The sequence below is a fragment of the Dictyobacter vulcani genome (genome assembly GCF_008974265.1).
Classification (GTDB): domain Bacteria; phylum Chloroflexota; class Ktedonobacteria; order Ktedonobacterales; family Ktedonobacteraceae; genus Dictyobacter; species Dictyobacter vulcani.
The window spans coordinates 1,874,169-1,894,121 of sequence record NZ_BKZW01000001.1; the positions used below are offsets into that span (position 1 = coordinate 1,874,169).

The 19,953-nt window shown below is 48.4% G+C and carries 16 protein-coding genes; 5 read left to right on the plus strand and 11 right to left on the minus strand.

The annotated features are described in order from the left end of the window. Window positions 1-38: 38 nt before the first annotated feature. Window positions 39-980, minus strand: coding sequence for an alpha/beta fold hydrolase (locus KDW_RS07785; RefSeq protein ID WP_162005039.1), 942 nt, complete (start codon window positions 978-980; stop codon window positions 39-41). A 688-nt stretch (window positions 981-1,668) separates the two neighbouring features. Between KDW_RS07785 and KDW_RS07790 the strand changes: the two genes are divergently transcribed. Then, window positions 1,669-2,790, plus strand: a complete 1,122-nt coding sequence (locus tag KDW_RS07790; RefSeq protein WP_151755439.1) for an MGDG synthase family glycosyltransferase — start codon at window positions 1,669-1,671, stop codon at window positions 2,788-2,790. Between the two features lie 8 nt (window positions 2,791-2,798). Here KDW_RS07790 and KDW_RS07795 read toward each other — a convergent pair whose 3' ends face one another. The 8 genes from KDW_RS07795 to KDW_RS07830 form a co-directional block, all read right to left on the minus strand. Beyond that, entirely contained in the window at window positions 2,799-3,929 is a 1,131-nt protein-coding gene (locus tag KDW_RS07795) for an acyl-CoA dehydrogenase family protein (RefSeq protein WP_151755440.1), read from the minus strand. A gap of 132 nt (window positions 3,930-4,061) precedes the next feature. Next, window positions 4,062-6,134 carry a serine/threonine-protein kinase gene (locus KDW_RS07800; RefSeq protein WP_151755441.1) on the minus strand — a complete coding sequence of 691 codons (2,073 nt, stop codon included), beginning with the start codon at window positions 6,132-6,134 and terminating at the stop codon, window positions 4,062-4,064. 119 nt (window positions 6,135-6,253) lie between these two features. Beyond that, window positions 6,254-7,123 carry a hypothetical protein gene (locus KDW_RS07805; protein ID WP_151755442.1) on the minus strand — a complete coding sequence of 290 codons (870 nt, stop codon included), beginning with the start codon at window positions 7,121-7,123 and terminating at the stop codon, window positions 6,254-6,256. Between the two features lie 249 nt (window positions 7,124-7,372). Next, window positions 7,373-8,518: a MerR family transcriptional regulator gene (locus tag KDW_RS07810; protein WP_151755443.1), complete on the minus strand. Its 1,146-nt coding sequence runs from the start codon at window positions 8,516-8,518 to the stop codon at window positions 7,373-7,375. A gap of 400 nt (window positions 8,519-8,918) precedes the next feature. Continuing rightward, window positions 8,919-9,956 (minus strand): aldose 1-epimerase, encoded by a 1,038-nt coding sequence (locus KDW_RS07815; protein ID WP_151755444.1) that lies wholly within the window; start codon window positions 9,954-9,956, stop codon window positions 8,919-8,921. A 261-nt stretch (window positions 9,957-10,217) separates the two neighbouring features. Further along, window positions 10,218-11,126 (minus strand): carbohydrate ABC transporter permease, encoded by a 909-nt coding sequence (locus tag KDW_RS07820; protein WP_151755445.1) that lies wholly within the window; start codon window positions 11,124-11,126, stop codon window positions 10,218-10,220. Between the two features lie 32 nt (window positions 11,127-11,158). Further along, entirely contained in the window at window positions 11,159-12,097 is a 939-nt protein-coding gene (locus tag KDW_RS07825; protein ID WP_151755446.1) for a carbohydrate ABC transporter permease, read from the minus strand. A gap of 151 nt (window positions 12,098-12,248) precedes the next feature. Further along, complete coding sequence (locus KDW_RS07830) at window positions 12,249-13,628, minus strand: extracellular solute-binding protein (protein ID WP_151755447.1); 1,380 nt, start codon at window positions 13,626-13,628, stop codon at window positions 12,249-12,251. Window positions 13,629-14,755: 1,127 nt separating this feature from the next. Here KDW_RS07830 and rplU point away from each other — a divergent pair. From rplU to KDW_RS07850, 4 genes are all read left to right on the plus strand, one after another. Beyond that, complete coding sequence (gene rplU / locus KDW_RS07835; RefSeq protein ID WP_151755448.1) at window positions 14,756-15,097, plus strand: 50S ribosomal protein L21; 342 nt, start codon at window positions 14,756-14,758, stop codon at window positions 15,095-15,097. 34 nt (window positions 15,098-15,131) lie between these two features. Then, window positions 15,132-15,449: a 50S ribosomal protein L27 gene (gene rpmA / locus KDW_RS07840; RefSeq protein ID WP_151755449.1), complete on the plus strand. Its 318-nt coding sequence runs from the start codon at window positions 15,132-15,134 to the stop codon at window positions 15,447-15,449. Between the two features lie 284 nt (window positions 15,450-15,733). Next, complete coding sequence (locus KDW_RS07845; protein ID WP_162005040.1) at window positions 15,734-16,717, plus strand: ABC transporter ATP-binding protein; 984 nt, start codon at window positions 15,734-15,736, stop codon at window positions 16,715-16,717. Beyond that, a complete protein-coding gene (locus KDW_RS07850) occupies window positions 16,714-17,631 on the plus strand; it encodes an ABC transporter permease (RefSeq protein WP_151755451.1) in 918 nt (305 codons plus the stop codon). Before KDW_RS07845 ends, KDW_RS07850 begins: the two co-directional genes overlap by 4 nt. Before the next feature lie 107 nt (window positions 17,632-17,738). Here the strand turns inward: KDW_RS07850 and KDW_RS07855 are convergent, their stop codons facing one another. Then, the gene (locus KDW_RS07855; protein ID WP_151755452.1) at window positions 17,739-19,307 is read right to left on the minus strand and encodes a hypothetical protein; all 1,569 of its coding nucleotides are present in this window, start codon (window positions 19,305-19,307) and stop codon (window positions 17,739-17,741) included. 272 nt (window positions 19,308-19,579) lie between these two features. After that, a complete protein-coding gene (locus KDW_RS07860; RefSeq protein ID WP_151755453.1) occupies window positions 19,580-19,948 on the minus strand; it encodes a hypothetical protein in 369 nt (122 codons plus the stop codon). Window positions 19,949-19,953: the final 5 nt, after the last annotated feature.

A 19,953-nucleotide genomic window follows, 5' to 3' on the forward strand; every position in this document is an offset into this window, starting at 1 on the left:
GGCCCCCTGTTTTTTTGCTTTTTCACCCATGAAAACGATCAATAATTCTTACGAAAACGGCGCTGCTGGGTCTGCAATGAACTCTTGCGCTTTTGTAAGGAGAAACGACGGCGCTGTGGAGTCTGTTTTTCACGGAAACTCAGGATACGCCGGTTCTTCATAAAGCGCACCTTTTTCTGACCTCGATTCAAGCGCAGTGAGCGACGAAGTATCTTAGATCTGGTTTTACCTACTGTCACAATTCGCCCTTCAAGCACATATGGGATCACCACTTCCGCTACTGCGGGGGCCGCCAGCATTGGCGCACTATGATTGGCTGGGATCACCACATCCTGCGGACCCAGATGGCGAGGGCGCGCGATCAAGGCATCACGTCCACCCCAGATGAACAGCGTAGGCACTGAGGGAACAGAAAAAGGCGTCCGTCCCTGACCAGGCATCTCGCACAGCGAACGTACCAGGATATCCAATGGCTGTATTTCAATTTCATTTTTCCAGGCATATGTGTAGTCATGCCGTTGTCCATTAAAACCAAAGGTACGCACCAGACTGTGCAGTCGCCAATCCGAAAAAACCCATTGCATCAAACTCGGAGAGTGAGGAGCATCAAGTAAACGCAGGAAGACAGCCCAGATTTCAAGGATGTACGTTGGACACAGAAAAATAGCGTGGCTCACAGACTGCGGATAGCGTTTTATATATGCTTCAGCGGCACGCGTTCCAGTCGAGTATGCCAGCATCGCCCACTTCTCAATACCTAATTCCTGACGTACCTCTTCGATCGCTTCGGCACAACCTTGATAATAAGGCTCTTGCACAATAACATCAGAAGAGCCACCCAGACCTGGTAGCTCGACCATAATCACCTGAAAGTGCGGTTTAAGTAGCGGGGCCAGATTTTGCCAGATTGCATAGGTCACGCCCCAACCGTGAATGAGGAGGAGAGGCGGTCCACTTCCTTCAAGTCGGTAACGTAGCATAAGGTTCCGTTCTTTCGCTTCCATCAAAGTACCAGAGTGGTACACAGGTTAATAATTTAACGACCTACGACAACTACTTTTTACTATCTATCATATCACCTCATGAAACAATCGGGGTATAGATGTCGTAGTTTAAAGTATATCTTTCCGGTCAGGAACTACTCATATTCCCTCTAACTAGTTGCGAAAGGTAGATACACTATGCCTGAAGGTAATAGCCCCACAACACAATCCCACCGATCAGCGCTCTACAGATGTGATAGGCACAGATATTTTACCATAGCACAACATGCGTGCCAAGGAGCACATCTGCTATGCCAGGGTTTTCCCATTCTGTAGCCCCTGCTATGCCAGGGTTTTCCCATTCTGTAGCCCCTGCTATGCCAGGGTTTTCCCATTCTGTAGCCCCTGCTATGCCAGGGTTTTCCCATTCTGTAGCCCCTGCTATGCCAGGGTTTTCCCATTCTGCAGCAGGAGGTGCAGGAGGACAGCTAGTCCTCCTGCCGGGGTGGGGGGTGTCCCCCAATTTTTCCTCACTTCACCACCGCCGTAGGCGGCAGAAGAGAGAACTGGAAAACCCTGTCTGTAATGCCAGGGCTATGGTGAGGAAGAAAAAAATATGCTATAGTCGAATTGAAAAATAACTCTGCAAAAGCTATGTGCAGAGAGAAAAACCGGGCAGGAGATCATGCGTACAATCTTGATTCTTACATCGAAAACTGGTGGCGGCCATGTCAGCCTGGCAGAGGCTTTACGAGATCGTCTGACAGATGATGCAACCATAGAAATCTTAGATCCACAATCCACCTTTTTCCACTGGCATTATAGATGGGTTAGCCGCTATGCTCTCTGGCTCTGGTCAGCAGAGTTTCAACTCACAGATTCGCCATGGAGAGCACGAGTTGCTCACCAGATCTTTACGTCTCTGGTGGCAAGAAATCTCAAGGCCGCACTACAACGCCTGCAGCCAGATATGGTCATCACAACCTATCCTTTTTTAACTTATGAAGGAATGCAGGTATGCCAAAGGGCAAAACTCGATATTCCTTTTGTGATGCTTTTTACTGATCCCAAAGCGCTCCATGCTTCCTGGCTCACCGAGAAACGAGCCGCCGCCACACTGGCACCGACACGCGAGACCTATCAGATGGCCACCACGGCCGGCTTTGCGCCAGAGCGCTTACACCAGGTTGGATGGCCAGTCAGGACACAATTCACCATCCAGGCCAGGCAGGCAAATGCAACAACGCGCACCGAACTCTTGCAAAGCTTCGGCCTGAATCCGGATTATTTTACGGTCTTCTTGCAAGGTGGTGGTGAGGGTGCAACGCAATTTGGAGCAACAGTAGAGCGTCTGCTCAGCGCCGATGATAGATTACAGATTATTCTGGCCACTGGCACGAATCAAGCGCTTCAGGCTCGTTTCCAGCAGGTGAAAAATGTGTATCCGCTCCCATTTACCAGGGAGATTGCTATACCAATGGCAGCGGCCGATGTGATCATGGGTAAAGCGGGTCCAAATATGCTGTTTGAGGCAGTAACGCTGGGAAAACCATTTATCGCGACAACATATATTCCCGGCCAGGAAGAAGCGAATTTGCAGTTTATTCAGCAGTATGAACTGGGCTGGGTAGCACTAACGCTCAATGAACAATATACATTACTCCAAAAGCTGGTCAAGCAGCCTGCACTGCTTGACCAGATGCAACAGACAGTGGCCGTCTATCAACAATGGAATACCGAACAAACGGCGACAATCGTGCCTATTTTGCAACAGTTACTTCCACAGACTGATGACGGCCAGCAATAGTCACTCAGTTAGCGCAGGTTACCCAGCAGGTTACGAGCAATAACGACACGTTGGATCTGATTGGTGCCCTCAAAGATCTGTGAGACCTTGATATCACGCATATAGCGTTCAACTGGATAGTCACGGACATAGCCAGCGCCACCCAGCACCTGAACGGCGTTGGTCGTGACCTCCATGGCCATATCAGTAGCAAAACACTTGGCCATAGAAGCATACATACTGGCAGGCACACCCTGATCCATTTTGTAGGCGGCCTCATACACCAATAAACGGGCCGCCTCGATTTTCATCGCCATATCGGCCAGCATAAATTGAATTCCCTGGAAGACGCCAATCGATTTTCCAAACTGCTCACGCTCACGAGCATACGCACAGGCCACATCCAGGGCTGCCTGGGCCACACCAACAGCAATCGCGCCAACATTGACACGTCCACCATCCAGGGCGGAGAGCGCCAGTTTCAGTCCCTGCCCTTCTTCCCCGATACGCTGATCATCAGGAACAAAGCAATCCTGAAACAGAAGTTCACGTGTGGGTGAGGAATGCAGTCCCATCTTACGCTCACGCTTCCCAAAGGAAAAGCCTGCGCTCCCCTTCTCAACAACCATGCTGGTAATACCCTTAGGACTGCGGGCCATCAAAAGATAGATATCGGCCTCGCCACCATTGGTCACCCACATCTTGGTGCCGTTGACGAGATAGCCATTGTCCTGTGGCAGTGCCTGGCATTGCAAACTGGCCGCATCTGAGCCTGCGCCCGACTCACTCAATGAAAAGCCACCCAGGATTTCACCAGCCGCCAGGCGTGGTAGCCAGCGCTCGCGCTGCTCCTGCGAGGCAAAGCGTGCCAGCGTGCCAGTGACCATATTATGGACACCCAGACCCACGGCCGTCGCCATATCACCACGAGCCAGTTCTTCATACACCAGCGCGCACGACTGCCGATCCAGCATGATGCCGCCATACTCCTCGGGTGTGGTCATACCCAGCAAGCCAAGTTCCGCCATCTTACCAAACACTTCACGGGGAAAATATTCTTGTTCGTCCCAGTGCTCAGCCTGGGGAGTGATTTCTTGCGCAGTAAAACGACGTACCGTGTCGCGAATATCCGCTTGCTCTTCATTGAGATCGAACTTCATAACCAATGATCCTCATTTCAGCTTATCTAGCATGTATGCAAACTAACAGTGCATATCCATAGCAGTATCATATGTTGAAATAAGCAGCAAAGCAAGAGAGGAAAGACTGAAGAAATTTCATAGGCAGAAACATTATTGAGCTTGCCAGACCTGGACCGTACGGTCCACCCCGGCCGAAGCAACCTTACTTCCATCTGGCGACCAGGCAATACTCATGACATAGCCTGTATGGCCATGATAAATGTAGGTTTCTTTCTTCTGCGCAATATTCCATAAATGGACTAATTTATCGTTGCCTGCGATGGCCAGGTACTGGCCAGAAGGAGACCAGGCAACAGCATTTTTAAGGGTAGCATTATCAATCTTTAAAGCAGTGGAAAAGTAATTTGATTGCAGACCGATCACACGTACCTGGTGATCGCTGGCAGTTACGGCCAGATAACGATTATCGGGCGACCAGGCCAGTGCCAGAATATTTCCACTGTAGCCCCCCAGACTCTTCTGACCGTTGGTGGCAAAGAAAAGAGAACTCAAGAAGGAACGCTTCTGCTGGATCTTAGCGGGTTCCCAGATACGCACCAGATGGTCGTTGCCTGCCGAGGCCACAGCACGGCTATCTGGTGACCAGACCAGCGTCAAAACCGTGGCCGCATGCTCTCGATACGTTACAGAAACAGCGTGCTCGGCCTGGGTAGCCTGCCAGACCAGCACCTGCTGATCATCCCCCCCGGAGGCCAACCATTGGCCATCTGGTGACCAGCATACGGTATTAACGGCCCCACGATGCTGGTCAAAAATATAGTCGGTTCTCCCGGTGAGAGGTTCCCACAAGCGCACAGTCTTATCATCGGATGCTGAAGCGATAAGCTTGCTATCTGGTGACCAGCAGAGAGCATTGATACGAGCCGCGTGGGCCTTATAGGTGAAAAGATGCTGGCCATTGGTCGCCTCCCAGACTTGCACCGTCTTATCGTAACTGGCAGAGGCCAGATATTTGCCATTCGGGGACCAGGAAAGGGCAGTAATACGGGTCGCATGTCCCATACACACATAGAGCATATTGGCCTGCGGATAAATCTGTGGGGTTGCAGGACGCCTGGTACGTTTACCTGTGGGTGTTTTCGCTGGAGCCGCCTGATATGCTGCTGGTGGGTATGCGGGCACCGTAGAGGCTGGTTTTGGGGGCAACGGAGCTAAGGTAGTTGATGACAGGGTCGATGAGTTACCATTCAAAGACAGGCGAGGTAACGTGTTACCCATGGTATATTGCATTGTCACCTGCTGTAACTCCTGACGCACCTCGGCAATCGAGGCTGGCCGCTTCGTTATATCGACATTAACCATACTCATCACCAGTGTTTCCAGGGACTGTAATCGTTCGTCACGCAGGTGGATCATAGAAAACTGGAAAGGGGTTTCAGAAGGATATTCACCCGTCAGGAGTTGATGGAGGGTTGCTCCCAGACTATAGATATCTGCTCGCTCGGTCGTTTGCGATTTGCCATATTGTTCGGGCGGGGCATAGCCATATGATCCCAGTGCGGTCGTATCTTTTTCCTGGCCGGGAGTAAAGTTGCGCGCAATGCCAAAATCGATCAAATAGACGTGTCCTGTGGAGACGATCATGATATTCGCTGGTTTCAGATCGCGAAAAATAATTGGTGGCTGGCGCGTATGCAGATAATCCAATACAGAGCAGAGCTGTAAAGCGATATCCAGGATCTTTTCTATAGGTAGCTTCGCGCCACCCAGGCGCGTCAGCCGATCCTCTAAGGTCTCGCCATCGATAAAATCCATCACCAGATAGGAGCGGCCGTTCTCCATAAATTGATCATAGATGCGCGGCAGATTTGGATGTGTCAGGCCTGCCAGCAGGAGCGCTTCACGATTGAAAGCTGCCAGCGCCTCCTCAAGCTCTTTGGGACTTAATGTGCTCTGGCTCATTTCTTTGATCGCCACCAGTCGATTACCGAATTTCAGATCCGACGCTTTATAGACCGCGCCAAAGCCTCCACGACCGGCCTGACCCAGTATGAGATACTGTTGTTTCAAGAGCGCCTGCGTGTTAAGAAAGCCCGTTAATGTAGAACTCGTCGTCACGGCATTAGCAAGGTGCAACGACTGTCCACAAACCCGACAAAACTGGGCTTGATCACGATTTGCAGCGCCACAATGATCACAAAATAATTGAGCAGAAAGCGACATCCAACTCCCAAACAAAACATTTGTACTAAAGACATCAATATTTAAGTACAGTAGTACAAATGCAAGAGCATTGTCAAGAGGAAACACATGATTCCCCTATGGTCGCATTCTCCATAGACTCAGATAATCAGGAAATCCTCTTTTTGTCCGGTGGTCCAGAGCACAAATTGATAGAGTGCAAAGAGTTCTAACGCAAATGGAAGGTAGCCCAGATAACCCAGCAGAGGCATCTCAAAAATTTTCAAAAAACCGATATAGGGAACCGTATAGTACCATTTAGGCACTGAAAAGTAGTTCCACATCTCCCAGAAGAAACCACAAAAAAGGGCTCCCAGCGGAACAATAAAAAAGTGCCAGTCCCGCACCATAAGATGTGACAACGCCGATTTGCGACCCAGCAAATTATTCAATGGATCCAGCAAAAAGATCAGGCTAAACCAGATCAGGCTAAAACAGTAGTGGGGAAAAATCCAGGGCAACACAAAGCAGAGCAAGCCAAGCACTTCTAGCACAAGAAAGACTGGTATCGACAGACGCGGTCCTTGCTCATAAGCGTGCAAGCGCGGACGTAACAGTTTAAGAGTAAAGAGAAATTCGATCGTCTCAAAGACAGCTGGCAGGACTGTACTAAAGCTTAAACTGGCCAGTACAACATACAATGCCGGACTATATGGCCGATCGACGACATAGTGCCAGTTGCCGATCGGGGCGTTAAGGCCCTCAAAGAGCCACCAGAAGCAGCTAGAGGCCACAAATAACAGGCCATAACGCCAGCGCATACGCTTGAGCAATGAGGTTCCGTGTCGAACAAAGACAAGGGCATCCATAAACAAAATATAGCCCAGCCAGAGCGGAAAAAACATATAGCGGCCAAATGGCTCTAGATGGAGCCAGGAACAGGTCCAGGCAACTAAACAGAGCACCAGAGCCAGCAGGCCGTAGCCTGGAAAAGGTTCTGCATATCTGAAATATTTGGGAGTTACACTCATATATCCCTCCCTCTGATAGTTACTTAAAAAAAGCCATTATGAACGCCGCTCACTCACAACTAACTTCGCTCACACGATTGAATCACAGGCTCTTAAAATAAACCATCGGACTGTTCTCGGCAGTCTATTACTTTTTATAAAACGCCCGGACATGATAGATCGTAGATTGGCTTGAAGGGGCCACGTCCTAAGAAAAGGCAACTATAGCAAATTACCGGAATGAGCACAATCGGAAGAAAAACAGCAAATTTATTTCTGCTCACTCATAATTAATTGGATCTTTGTCATAATCTCCTGTAAATCGCCATTCAGATATATGCCTTCTGGAATAAGTTGTTCTGGATGAGGAAAATGCATAAAGGCTTGTCCGCCAAACACAAAAGCTGGTGGTTTACCCGGCAAACTTTGCAGTTGCCGCCCCAGACCCATCAGGGCTGGCATATATGCGGGTAACGTTAACGAGATACACACAATCACTGGCTCAAGCTTCTTAACCGTGTGGACTAATCCAGTTGTTTCAATGCTTTGTCCCAGATACACGACACGCATGCCGTGACGGCGTAACAACAGTGACAGCATCAACATGGATAGTTCATGTGGCTCACCTGGAGCACAACAAGCCAGTATAATCGGACCCGTCAAGGGACCACGGGTCATATGAAACATGTTGGTGAGCACAGCACGAAAAAAATTGCTGGCAAAATGTTCCACCGAGACCGTCACGCTACCTTCGGCCCAGAGGCGACCAATGTCCCAGAGGGTGGGTACAATCAGGTCACTACAAACCTGTTCGACAGAATAAAAAGATAACATTGTGCCCATCAAGACCTGGGCTGCTTGCTCGTCCATATCCTGAAAAATATCGATCAGTTGTTTGCGGGAAATCTCCATCGTATAACGAGTTGGATAGGGATTGGTGGATGATTGATAGCTATCAGGTAAGGCCAGGGGCTCGGGCAACGGATCTTGAGCACTATTCTGCTCTTCCTCCCGGGCTGTCCGGGTCACTTGCGCAATATCAGGAGCAGGAGAATTCAAGGCCACCTGGAACGCGGGCGGTGGCGTGATATTAAAGTAGATCTCGCTTTCCACCATGTCCGCTGATTGCTGTTGCTGCTCCTCCAGATGACGAAACAGCGCAATCGCATGGCTGATGGACACACCACTATCCACACGGTCTTTGAGCCAGCGAATCAGAGCGACATCACGCTCTGAGTAGAGACGATACGCATTATTTGCCCGCTCAGGTGCAAGCAGCGAATAACGCCGTTCCCAGGCACGCAGGGTAGGAGCAGGTACGCCTGTCTGCTGTACCACCGCTTTGGTATTAAAGACAGGCTGCGCTGAAAATTGTTCTAAGTGGGGCCAATCTATTGATCCATCATAGGTGGTCATACACGTCTCCGATTGTCAAGAAAAAGATTTACTAAGCCAGATTTTCATACCGGCTAACTGCGATAGAAGAGACACGTCTGTTGCGCTATACCATAGCACATCATATCAATCCTGGTCCAGGCTTTGCACAGGATTTGTCGAATCTCTGCTCGCAAATCATAGACGTATTTATTTAGGGCTTCGGGTATGACGGGCAAGCAAATAAGCAATCGCTAAGCGGCTACCCATGCAAAAAAGCCTGAAGTGATCATCAGTAATTACAAACTGCGTCAGATCACGATCCCGAAATTCTGATTTTTTTCTGATCTTTAAAGAATCTTCAGCGATACGTGTAGAAATCAGATCCATGAAAAAAAAGGAAGGCTGAGCATTGCAAGCAATAACTCAGCCTCTATGTTTACTACTGGAATTTGATCTGGTAGTTGAGGGTACCGCTATAGGTATCGCCAGGCTTTACTTCAAGAAGATGAGCCATCTTGCGGCGCTCATCGCCTTGATTGTGCAGATTAATCGCATCAGTTGAACAGGTCTGGTGCTCAAGACAGAAAAAGTCATCTTCAGGCTTCGCGGTATAGATAACTGCGTGGGTAAAATCATCGCTGGCAGAGATGTGTACTTGCAAACCCTGCTGGCGATAATCAATCACTGCAGGCGCGCCCGCTGGCCGATCCATGTACACATGATCCAGTTTCAAGGTACTAATAGCCCTGGGTTGGTGCAGATCAAACATACCATACATGGTGCCAGTGACATCCAACAACCGTCCGGTCGGCAACAGATCTTCATCCGCCTCCATCACCGTACCTGCGGGCAAACTCACATACGTATCCTGTTTCCCTGAGAGCAGCGAAAAATAAGGATGCAGAGCAAAACCAAAAGGTAAAATCTGATTGCCTTTGTTCTGTACCGCATACGTAATCTGTACCCCTGTGCTGGTCAAACGATAGGTTAATGTGAGGCGACTATCAAATGGATAAGACTGATAGTCATGGTCACTCTCCTGATTAATATCTACATAGGTCGTCACACTTGCAGAATCTGGCTTCACGACAGGCTGCTCGAACTGCCACTGCCGATCAAAAACCAGACCATGCACCAGGACATAATTGCCCTCCGGCCGATCAGGAATATCCTTCAAAGAGTATTCCTGGCCGGCAAAAGAATAGCGCCGATCGCGTATACGATTAGGCAGCGGCCAGAGGACAAAATCACCAGTAAACTGCATCTGTTTCAGTAACTCACGTTCGCAGTAAATAACTTCATGCTCACCAACCCGAAAACGAAACAGGTTACTACCAAGATCCGGAGCCACACTGATACTCATACTCTTATTGGGATCCTGAGCATCCTCATACGAGAGCGACAAAATAGTGGAAGCAAGCTCAGGATCATTGCTGATCTCGGCTGCAAAAGCCCCTTGCTGATATTCTGCTGTCATAAAATAGTCCTCATAAATTCGCTAAATGGTTGTCTGATTATCTCTATCTTATCATCCTCAGTCCAAAATGTGAGAAACTCTTGAGCTGTAATCAGCACAATGATTCTAGTAAAAACTCACTCGTTACAAAAAAAAGAACATTGCATTATTTTATCAGGAATATATATACCGGGTAAATAAATAGAGGAACAATAAAAAAGGGTGCTTCTTGTAAGCACCCCATACTCAGAAAAGCGCACTTGCATGCAAGCCTTTCACACCTTATGATTTTAAGCCTGTCATCGCAATACCCTGGATGATATGGCGCTGCGCAATGATATAGACAATCAATACTGGCAGAACAGCAATTACCGCACCAGCCATCACCATTGTCCATTCGGTTGCATATTGACCACGGAACTGGCTCAGCATCAGCGGCACAGTAAATTTCTCGGACGTATTAAGCATGATCAGTGGAATAAAGAAGCTGTTCCACTGTCCCAGGAAAGAAAAGATTCCCAGGGCTGATAATGGAGCACGTAACAGGGGTAGGATGACACGCAGATAAATCGTCCAACGATTCGCGCCATCGACAATAGCCGCTTCTTCCAGTTCAGGCGGAATTCCCATCACAAACTGCCGCATCAAGAAGACACCAAAGGCGCTAAACAGGGCAGGTGGTACAATCAACGCCAGGTGCGAGTCCAGCCAACCCAGGTTACGCATGGTGATAAAAATGGGGATAATGGTCAATTGGAATGGAATCATCATAGTCGCCAGGAACAGCACAAAGACGAGATTGCGCCCTGGAAAATTGATGCGCGCAAAAGCATAGCCCGCCATCGAGCAGGTCAACAGTTGACAGGCAACCACGATCACAGCAATATAGATGCTATTAAAATATGCCAGGTTGAAAGGCAAAGCATTGAAAGAATCTGGATAGTTGCTCCACACAAAAGGATTGGGGATCCAGGTTGGGGGATCGCTAAAAGCCTGACTGGTATCCTTCAGGGAGGTCAACACCATCCAGATAAATGGGGACACCATGATCAATGCCCCGATGCTCAATAAGATATGGAGGATGATCGTAAAAACACGATCACCAGTTTTTCTCTTCTGGTTGCCTGTTTTGGCTTTGCGCTGACTCGCGGTAGAGATGCCAGCCGTCTCAGCATTCACTTCTTGTAACATCTGCTTACTCCTCTTTCTTCTCACACACGCTTCTATACATCATAGGTAACCCAGCGGCGCTGGAACCAGAGTTGTCCTAAAGTCAGGGCCAACAAGATGAAGAACAGGATGACCGCAGCCGAACTGGCTGAGCCGAACTGAGATGTTTCAAAACCCAGGTGATAGATGTGATATACAATCGTATAACTATCCTTACCTGGACCACCACCAGTCAAGACAAAGGTCTGGTCAAAAACCTGGAAGGATGTAATGACTGAGAGTACTGTGGTGAAGAAAATGGTGGGAGTCAACATGGGCAACGTAATACGCCAGAAAAGCTGGAAACGATTGGCACCATCGATACGGGCTGCTTCGGCATAGCCGACAGGAATTCCCTGCAGGCCAGCAAGGAAGATGATCATATTAAAGCCCAGACCACCCCAGATACTTAACATGGCGATAGCGGGAATAACATAATGGGAATCCGTCAACCAGCCTGGGCCAGTAATATGGAACCAATGCTTCAACATCACATTGATCAAACCAAAATCTGTATTCAACAGCCAGCCCCACATGACGGCAATGGCCACACTACTGGTAACAACCGGCATGAAGTAGATGACCCGGTAGACTGTTTTACCGCGCACATTATTTAAGCCCAGGGCCACCAGCAGCGATATAATCAAGCCACCAGGCACGGTCAGAACCGTATAATAGAGGGTATTGATCAGGGCAGTGTGCAGGTCAGGACTATTGAATTGATCAACGTAGTTCTGCAAACCCACGAATGACATTGGCCCCAGGCCGTCCCAGTTATTGACACTATAGACAAATACGGAAACGAGGGGATACAACGCAAAAACGATTAATCCAACGATTTGTGGCAGGATAAAAAAGTAGCCCCAAAATGCATCACTCAGCATTCTTCGACGCTCGTTATTCTTCGATGATCTTTTCTGAGCACCCCCGAGCGAACTAACTTGATATTCCATATCTCGTACCTTAACCCCTATGTTTTCAAAAAGGCTGCGAGGAAATGCAGCCTATAGCGAAGATCGTCAGGGAAAATAGTTTTCTTGTCAGAACTACCTTCCCTGAGATGCTTACGAGGAATATGTACCGCTTGAAAACAAACTAGAAAGACTAATCCAATTTATCCTGACCAGCCTTGATACGGGGTTTAGCCATGGTGGCGATTTCACCCAGAGCAGTGGTCACATCTTTTCCTTGCAACCAGACCGGCTCCAATGCCGTCTTGATGTCATCAGATAGAGCGGCAGCACTACCTTCAGCCGGGAAAAGACCATAACCAATGTTACGGGCATCGAGGAGATATTTTGCGTGCGCAGGAAGATTACCTTCCAACACGACTTTCTCGGTATCAGCTGACTTGATCGAAGGTACAGCGTTACCACCACCACTGAGGCGGAAGGTCTGACCCTCAGGTGAAACGTAGTTGGTCACGAAATCAAAGGCAGCATCCTGGAGTTTGGTCTTCTTGTTGATGACCATATAAGCCAGTGCGACCGGAGCAGGAGCAATGGTACCGCTGGCGGATGGGAAAGGCACACAGTCATATTCCAAGCCAGTGGCGGATTTAAATTCTGGGAGATCCCAGCGACCAACGGCAATAAAGCCAACCTGGTTACCGATAAAGGCCAGATCAGAGCCCTGACCCTTTGGCAGACTACCAGCATAGGTGATGGTTTTCTTCTTGACCTGATCTGCCAGCCATTTAAAGGCCTCCAGGGACTTGGGATCATCCTGAGCGATGAAATCACCATAACCATCCTGGTCATAGATTTTACCGCCCTGTGTGGTACACCAGGCATAAAACTCGAGTGACCAGGCTTCAAGAATAAAGCCTTGTTTACCATTGGCATGGATGCGCTCGATCATGTCCTGGAAAGCTGGTCGTGTCCATTTTCCCTGGTCAAACAGGTCAGTGGGCATGGTCTTGATACCGGCATCAGTTAAAACCTTTTTGTTGAACCAGAGCACCAAAGGATTACAGTCAACTGGCACACCATAAATCTTTCCGCCCTTTGTCTTGGCTGCGCCCCAAAGTCCAGGCAAGAAGTCATCAGCCTTCTCTTTGCTCTTTGAACTGGAAAGCAGACTACCAAGCTCCATTACGGTCTTGTTAGCAACCAATTTCGCAATGTCGCCATCACCAACATAAAATGCATCCGGAGCTACGCCGCCATTCAAAGATGTTGTGATCTTTGTAAAATAGTTATTGTTGGCGGTAGGAACGTAATCGTAGTGGACGTCGGTCTTATGATCCTTGTTGTATTTCTCCGTGAAGGCTTTAAAGCGTGCTAACTCACCTGTATTGGCCCAGTTGGACCACTTGATCGAAGCGCTACCACCACCACTCCCACCGTCGCCACCACAGGCCGCCACAAAGGCTTCAACGCTTGCCAGAGAAATACCAAGCGCTACAGCCCGGCCCATGAATGCACGTCGGCCAATTCTACCTGATAAAAAGTCGTTTACAAGGTTTTGCTGAGGATTCGCCATGTTGATACCTTCTTTCATTCCAGCATTGGAATTAAGATACACCGATGCCTGAAAAACATCTTGAACGATACCAGAGTAAGATAGAAACGCAAAACGATAATTTCACTCACAAAAGAGTATAAAAATACATCTGAGCTACAACTCAGATGCTAAACTCTTTTGAAACACGAACAGCTATGGCTAGAACTGGGTGCAGTAGATTCACTACAATCATAGCATAACCCGGTTTCCAGGAAAAGCTCAATGAGCGATTCCATGTGTAGTACGATCAATTATCAATTTCACAATAATACAAGGTGCGCTGTCCAACAACGTTGAAGTACAAATGCACACACAACCCTTACTTTTTTCTAGAATGTTATTAAGTAGTTAAGTAAATACTATGCATTCTAGATAACATGTATGGAAAATATATAACTGAAAAATCACTTTTTGTCAATATGAAGCGAATGGTATTCAATAAAATATTGACAGATTTTTCCCTCAACAGATATTGAGGCATCATCTTTTATTGAAAATACAATCCGACTACATATCACATAGTAAGGTACGTCGATAGTAACAATAATCTCACAATACTTTCCTATTATTGTGCATACACCCATACATCAATGTAACAACGTTTGTTCGTTCTCTCACTAAGACGAAATATAGCGGGTATTTATGACAAGAAAATCTGGAAAAAAGGGCAGGGAAATTCTTGTGCTCCTTTTTGCCGCCTGCGGCGGCAGGAGGGGGAGGGAGGGAGAGCAATTGGGGCACAGCCCCAAGCCCCGCTTTATTTTCGCCTGCATTTGAATTGCTCTGCGAAATGGGCAAGGAAGCTTGACAGTGCAGGTAATCACTGCTATCATAATGTGGCGCAAATGACGATGGTATCACCATGTCTAAAAGCGTTTAAACACCCTCAAGAGCGACACACCGTATGTGTGCGTCAGCCCCCTACGCTGAATGGCACGTATAGCTACTGTGCCAGCTTGTCAGCTTCGGCTAGACATATCTTTTGAGCAAAAAAAAACATAAGAGAGCATTCAGGAACCAGGAACTGTTAAGGACGGCGAACCACCCATGCCTCCAACGTATCCTCTTGAATCAATGCGTAGGGATCTTATAAGGAGAAAAACAGCATGTTTGCAGTCATTAAAAGTGGTGGACGGCAATATAAGGTTTCCGTAGGCGAGAAGCTTGAAGTAAACCGACTTGCAGTCGAAGATGGTGCCCAGCTTCGCATCGGCGAGGTCTTACTGATCGGTGGCGGAGATAAAACTTTTGTTGGCGCCCCCTTCATTGAAAAAGCCGAGGTTCTGGCAACCGTTGAGCGTCATTCCCGCGGAGAGAAATTGATCGTCTTCAAGTACAAATCCAAGAAACGCTATCGCCATCGCCGCGGCCATCGCCAGGAGCTCACCGTTCTGCGTATTGATGATATTCTCGCTGAAGGCAAGAGCCTGGTTTCAAAAGAGAAGTAAGGCCCTGAGGCGTAAATAACGGAGGAATACTTTCATGGCACATAAAAAAGGTATGGGTAGCTCTCGTAATGGTCGAGATAGCAAACCTAAGATGCTGGGCGTCAAACGCTTTGATGGTCAGTTAGTTACAGCTGGTAGCATCATCGTGCGCCAGCGCGGCACCAAGATTCGTCCAGGTGTCAATATTGGTGTGGGCCGCGATCATACCCTGTTCGCTCTTGAGCACGGCTATGTGAAATTCGGTCATGCAACTCGCGATCGCCGCTCAGTGAGCATCGTCAGCGAGTTCCCCAATCGCCCTTCTATCGCTGAGCTGCTTGCCGGCGAGGAAGTTGCTACGATTGCTGAGTAGCTGATATCCAGCCAGAATAAAAAGCGGTCTCTTTATATGTCATAAAGGGACCGCTTTTTTTGTGCCTTTTCCTGCGCTTTTTGTGCATATCTCTTACCTGAGACAATTTTGCGACAATTATGTAACACATTCAAGACAAAAGAGGCGTATAATCCATTCTTGAAAGTAAGAAACTACTCAAAGCTTTTTATCTGTTATTACATCCGTAATTATTTTTAGTTTATGTATGCACAAATATAAAAAAAATAACATTGTGCAAAAGTGCGAAAGGAATGGTAGAACAGATGGTGTATCGGCCTCCAACAGTGCCCGAAACCTATACTGCCCCTACAGGCACATCACGCTCAGACGAAGCGGTGCTGCGTATAAATAATCTCAGCAAGCAATATGGGCAGCGCATGGCGGTTAATAATCTCAGCCTTGTGTTGCGTAAAGGTGATATCTTTGGTTTTCTGGGTCCCAATGGTGCGGGAAAAACGACCACGATCCGCATGGTACTGGGATTAATCACGCCGACATCCGGCGATATTCAGATTCTCGGTCAGAATCTTGCCAGCCAGCGCGGTAAGGTGCTACCCCGCGTTGGCGCTCTGATTGAGACGCCCGCTCTCTATCTTTATATGTCTGGTCGCGATAATCTGCGGGCAGTTGGCTCGGTATTGGGTGGCGTCTCCAGACAACGTATTGACGAAATTCTAGAGCTGGTTGGCCTCGCCAGTCGGCAAAAGGATCGCGTACGCACATATTCACTGGGTATGAAACAGCGACTGGGAATTGCCATTTCGTTACTACAGGATCCTGATCTGGTCATTCTAGACGAGCCCGCCAATGGACTGGATCCTGCCGGTATCGTTGAGATGCGCGACCTGATGCACCGTCTCTCCGCAGAAGGCAAGACCGTCCTGATTTCCAGTCACCTGCTAACAGAAGTACAGCAGATCTGTAGCCGCGTAGCCATTATCGCGCAGGGTTCTCTGGTGAAAGAAACCACCATCGAGAATCTGGTTCGGGGCGAAGGCGAGTTTAGTGTACACCTGGAGAGGGCGCAACAGGCCCTGCAACTGGTCCGGCAACAAGCCTGGGGCAATGAGGCTCATCTGGATGAAGAAGGAGCCCTGATCACCATGGCACCAGATGGCCTGGGCCGCAACCTCAATCTTTTCCTGGTACAGGCAGGCTTTGTACCAGATACATTGACAGCCGCAACTAAAGATCTGGAAAAGATCTTCCTTGAATTAACCCATAGTGACTCAGGAGAGGTACATTGAGCACAGCAATCATCACCAGTGAGGCAGAACGAGCACGAATGCGCGCCTCCACTCAGAGCTTTTTCGGGATTGTACGCGGTGAACTATTAAAGATGTCCCGTCGCTGGTCCACCTGGATTCCACTCGTCCTGGTACAGCTCTTCATCTGTGCGGGTATGTTAATCCGACTGATTGGTAATGGTACCAAAGAATTCATTACCCAGCATCCATTAAACTTTATGTATTCAGAGATGCAGAACGGTCTGGCCTTTATTCGGATTTTTACCGGGCTCTACTTGCTCGTTCTGGTTGCCTATGTAATTGGCCTGGAATATCAGCAGGGCACGATTCGCATTCTGGTGGCGCGTGGAGTTGGCAAGGTAACCTTGCTGGCAGCTAAAGTGACAAGTGTAGTGATTGCGGCCTTACTGGTCATCATACTGAGCATGATCCTTGTAGTTATCTGTATTGGTATTCTCATGCTGGTCCAAACGGGTAATCTGGATGCCTTGAAAGCACTAACCGGACAATACTGGGCTGATGCAGGCATTTATATGCTTACCGTCCTGGTCAGTACAGGAGTCACCATTCTTTTGGGCACAGCTTTCAGCGTCCTGGGTCGCTCATTAACCATCGGCTTGAGTGCTGGCCTGGCCTGGTTTCCAGTCGATAATATCGGAGCGCAATTTTTGCAACTGGCTTATAGGATTACACAAAACAACTTCTGGAAGGATGTAACCGCCTACTTCCTTGGCCCCAATTTGAATATCATGGCCAGCCAGGTTCTGCCTGCGAAACTAGGTTTCAGTTCCACAGGTATCCCACCTCTGGTCGACGTAGATGGTGCCCATACGCTCTGGGTGACACTGGTGTACGCCGCCATCTTCCTGGTGGTCTCTGTAGTTCTCACCTGGAGACGTGATATCAAAGAATAAACATTTTTGCACTTATCACTCAGTAAGGTAATCCAAAAGTACGGCTCCCGGACTTCAGTCTTAGATGAAGTCCGGGAGCCGTACTTTGCATAGTCTAAGTAAAAAGACTATTTTGTGTTTGTGGTTGGCTGCTGACTACCAGCAGAGGCATTTTGATTCTGCATCTGCTGATTATTCTGCGCATTCGTCTGATTCTGACCAGTTGACTGCTGACTGTTACCATTCTGATTCTGGCCAGTTGACTGCTGACTGTTACCATTCTGATTCTGGCCAGTTGACTGCTGACTGTTACCATCGGTGGTTTTCTGCTTTTTACCATCTTTCGGCTGGGATTTTTTATTATCCTGCTGTGTGATCGGCTTTGCAGTACCCAGGGATGCATCCACAGTGATAGTATCACTCATCTGCAGCTTGATCGGACTTTTTAAATGTAGCAATCCCTGACAATTCAAGCCATCAGCACCCCAGCTGCCATTAAAGCGCTGTGCAAGGAAGGTAAACAGGTTATTCGCAACTGCCGTATCAGGAGAAGGCTTTGCAACTGTAAAAGCCCGATCGGCAAAGATACGAGACGGGGCTTTGTCCAGGTAATTCTGACAATAAGTGGTCGTAGCCGCTTCGGTAGTACTCTGTACCAGAGGCTGGTTGACTCCGGCACGATAGAGATTGAGTTTGCGCAAACTCAGGTTATCCCCGATTTTGACCATCGGATCACCAGCGGGCACCAGAGCCACAGGATCAGCCTGATGTGCGGCGGCCTGAAGCTCATTCAGTGGCAGAGCGGTTACATTATGACCAGGATTAGCCAGATCGGGAGCAGACCAGGATTGACAACCCAGTGCGCTATCTAAGCCTCGTGAGAGCAAACGATTATCACTACCATTAACCTGGAGAACCGAATCTGGCAATGCAGCGGCACTAGCTGTGGTATTCTGAGCCATCAATCCAGTACGCTGATCCACCAGGTATTCGCTATTGACGTTATCACTCTGGTCCATATCAATCAAACCAAAGTCTCGTACAGTAGGACAGGTCATTCCGTCATTGGCCATACCAAGGGCTGGTACAGTTAACTTGCCCGCCGTAATGGCTTGATTGGCGGCACTAAAAAATTGTGGGGCATTACAATAGGCGAACTGACCGAAAATAGATTTTCCCAGCCCATTCCCACAATTGTTGTCCGTTAGATTCTGGTCATCACCTCGGAGGGTCAAATTACCACCGTTAAAACCAAACCAGAGAGCAACTACAGCTCCTTGTGGCAGTTTCGGTACAACCGGCGCAACCGCAGGTTTATCACCTCGATCAACAACCAGAGGATTGTAGATTGAGATCTGATTGGTCTGAGGATCAAAAATCGCACCCTGTACAAAGGCAGCTTGCTTGGCACTGGCCTCATGACATGCCCCCTGATCACGTTGGGTTGCGACTAGTTGATATGGAGTCGCCAGACCCTGGGCCGTCAAAGGATTTGAGGGAACGATCAACGAACAATCTGGATTTAGGGCAGGCGCTTCTTTTGCCTGCGACTGTGACACAGGACGCAGTAAAAATAATGCTCCTGCTCCCAGGATCAAGGCAAGGCTGAGCAATGATCCCAGGAAAAAAAATGGTGAGAAACGGCGCTGGTGCGAAGACTCAGGACCTCTCTCAGGTAACTGTTTGAACATCTGCATACGCGGTACTCTCTTCTATCAGGATTTTCCTGGTAAATTAGCTACGCATCCGTGCGATAGAAGATAGAGCCGCATGACACTGCCATCCGGTTTGCAGATTGTCACGCCTGGCTCTGCAACATAAGGCAGTTCCAGTTAAGATACTGTGAAACTGATCTGGTTAGTTTTAGTAACTTTGAAACATAATAGTTAATAGTGGTACAACCACAAAAATGATGATAGCACAACCCGGATAAGCACAAAAATGTGTTAGTACTTTCCTGCTAAATGGGCTACATTTTGCGGGCGAGTGACAGAACTTCCACCAGGACCATGGCAAAAACAATAATCAGAGCCGTCAGGAGATTCCAACTATGCAGTGAGAGCAGGATTAAGTTGGCGAGGACGATAAAAGAGAGTAAAACAGCCTGCCGAAAGGCCTGACGAGCGGTGGCGCGATAACGTCTGCTGAAGAGCAGGCGCTGCCCGAGCCAATAGGTCAGGGGAAAAAACAGGCTCAGCAATGCAATAGTGAGCAACAAAAAAAAAGCTACAATTGGCAGGGGTGCCGAGGGCGAGACCTGGTAGGTGAACAGAAGCAGACCGCCCCAGGCCAGTGGGGCGATCAGATACATGATAATGAATAAAGAACGTCTTTTCATACTTA

What these genes read in the sequence shown, in the direction of transcription:
- KDW_RS07815 (WP_151755444.1), bottom strand. Translation starts at nt 9,956, where the DNA reads ATGACAGCAGAATATCAGCAAGGGGCTTTTGCAGCCGAGATCAGCAAT.
- KDW_RS07805 (WP_151755442.1), bottom strand. Translation starts at nt 7,123, where the DNA reads ATGAGTGTAACTCCCAAATATTTCAGATATGCAGAACCTTTTCCAGGC.
- KDW_RS07800 (WP_151755441.1), bottom strand. Translation starts at nt 6,134, where the DNA reads ATGTCGCTTTCTGCTCAATTATTTTGTGATCATTGTGGCGCTGCAAAT.
- KDW_RS07810 (WP_151755443.1), bottom strand. Translation starts at nt 8,518, where the DNA reads ATGACCACCTATGATGGATCAATAGATTGGCCCCACTTAGAACAATTT.
- rplU (WP_151755448.1), top strand. Translation starts at nt 14,756, where the DNA reads ATGTTTGCAGTCATTAAAAGTGGTGGACGGCAATATAAGGTTTCCGTA.
- KDW_RS07795 (WP_151755440.1), bottom strand. Translation starts at nt 3,929, where the DNA reads ATGAAGTTCGATCTCAATGAAGAGCAAGCGGATATTCGCGACACGGTA.
- KDW_RS07790 (WP_151755439.1), top strand. Translation starts at nt 1,669, where the DNA reads ATGCGTACAATCTTGATTCTTACATCGAAAACTGGTGGCGGCCATGTC.
- rpmA (WP_151755449.1), top strand. Translation starts at nt 15,132, where the DNA reads ATGGCACATAAAAAAGGTATGGGTAGCTCTCGTAATGGTCGAGATAGC.
- KDW_RS07820 (WP_151755445.1), bottom strand. Translation starts at nt 11,126, where the DNA reads ATGTTACAAGAAGTGAATGCTGAGACGGCTGGCATCTCTACCGCGAGT.
- KDW_RS07830 (WP_151755447.1), bottom strand. Translation starts at nt 13,628, where the DNA reads ATGGCGAATCCTCAGCAAAACCTTGTAAACGACTTTTTATCAGGTAGA.
- KDW_RS07785 (WP_162005039.1), bottom strand. Translation starts at nt 980, where the DNA reads ATGCTACGTTACCGACTTGAAGGAAGTGGACCGCCTCTCCTCCTCATT.
- KDW_RS07860 (WP_151755453.1), bottom strand. Translation starts at nt 19,948, where the DNA reads ATGAAAAGACGTTCTTTATTCATTATCATGTATCTGATCGCCCCACTG.
- KDW_RS07855 (WP_151755452.1), bottom strand. Translation starts at nt 19,307, where the DNA reads ATGCAGATGTTCAAACAGTTACCTGAGAGAGGTCCTGAGTCTTCGCAC.
- KDW_RS07845 (WP_162005040.1), top strand. Translation starts at nt 15,734, where the DNA reads ATGGTGTATCGGCCTCCAACAGTGCCCGAAACCTATACTGCCCCTACA.
- KDW_RS07825 (WP_151755446.1), bottom strand. Translation starts at nt 12,097, where the DNA reads ATGGAATATCAAGTTAGTTCGCTCGGGGGTGCTCAGAAAAGATCATCG.